This is a genomic window from Cellulomonas septica (genome assembly GCF_012396155.1).
Taxonomy (GTDB): domain Bacteria; phylum Actinomycetota; class Actinomycetes; order Actinomycetales; family Cellulomonadaceae; genus Cellulomonas; species Cellulomonas septica.
Window position 1 is genome coordinate 1 of record NZ_JAAXOY010000866.1, and the last position, 1,177, is coordinate 1,177.

A 1,177-nucleotide genomic window follows, 5' to 3' on the forward strand; every position below is an offset into this window, starting at 1 on the left:
AGGTCGCCCGCCTCGCCCGCGCCGATCGCCTCCATCGCGACGCGCGCCTCGTGCAGCGTCGCGACCCGGACGACGCGCAGCCCGTCGGGCACGTGCCCGACGACCTCGTCGCAGTTGCGCGCGGGCGCGAGGAACCAGTCCGCACCGTCGCGCTCGGCCCCGGCGAGCTTCTGCCGGATGCCGCCGATCGGCCCGACCGCACCGGTCACGTCCATCGTCCCGGTGCCGGCGATGACCTCGCCGTCCGCCTCGTCCTCGGCGGTGAGCTTGTCGATGATCCCGAGCGCGAACATCGTGCCCGCGCTCGGCCCGCCGATGTCGTCGATGCTGATCGTCACGTCGACGGGCATGTCGAACGTCGGGTCGATGAGCACGCCGATCTGCGCGCCGCCGCCCTCGCGCTCGCTCGTGACGACCGGCACGTCCACGTCCTGGCCGTGCCGCTGCACCGTCAGCGTCACCGTGTCGCCCGGCTGCACGGCCGCGAGGTCGTCGACGAGCGACTGGTAGTCCGGGAGCGGCTCGCCGTCGAACCCGACGAGCACGTCGTTCTCCTCGAGCTTGCCCTCGGCGTCCGTGCCCTCGACGGTGCCCGCGACGAGCAGCGTGGCGGGCACCTCGTACCCGAGCTCGGTGAGGGCGGCGACCGTCGCGTCCTCCTGCGAGGACACCATCTCGGCCTGGTTGGACTCGTCGATCTGCTCCTGCGAGACGTCGGGCGGGTAGACCTGCTCGACGGGCAGCACGACGGACGACGCGGAGAACCAGCCGGACAGGACGCCGAGGATGCTCGACGGGTAGCCCGGGCCGCCGGTGCTCGACACCGTCGTGAGCCGCAGCTCGCCGGTCGAGTCGTGCGTCTCGGCACCGGAGATCTCGATCATGGGCGTGCCGTCGTGCTCGCCGAGCACGTCGCGCGTGGGGCCGGGGCTGTTGACCGCGTACGGCGTCGGCAGGACGACGAGGACGGCGAGCAGCGTGGCGCCGGCCAGCAGGGACGTCGTGAGCGTCACGGCCCGCGGCGACAGCGGCCGCGGTGCGGGCTGCTCGTCGTCGTCGAGCGGCGGGTCGGTGGCGTCGAGCACGGAGCCGATCATCCCCTACCGCGCTGTGTGCCGCGGACGCCGCTCAGCCACGACGCCGGGCCCGCGCCTGCCGCCAGACGGCGGCCGTGCCG

1 protein-coding gene is annotated in these 1,177 nt (G+C 73.9%); it reads right to left on the reverse strand.

Features of this window, described 5'->3' with window-relative positions; all coding sequences use genetic code 11:
* On the reverse strand, positions 1–1,085 hold a 1,085-nt coding region (locus HGA02_RS19885; protein WP_343035655.1), incomplete at its 3' end, for a YlbL family protein.
* Positions 1,086–1,177: the final 92 nt, after the last annotated feature.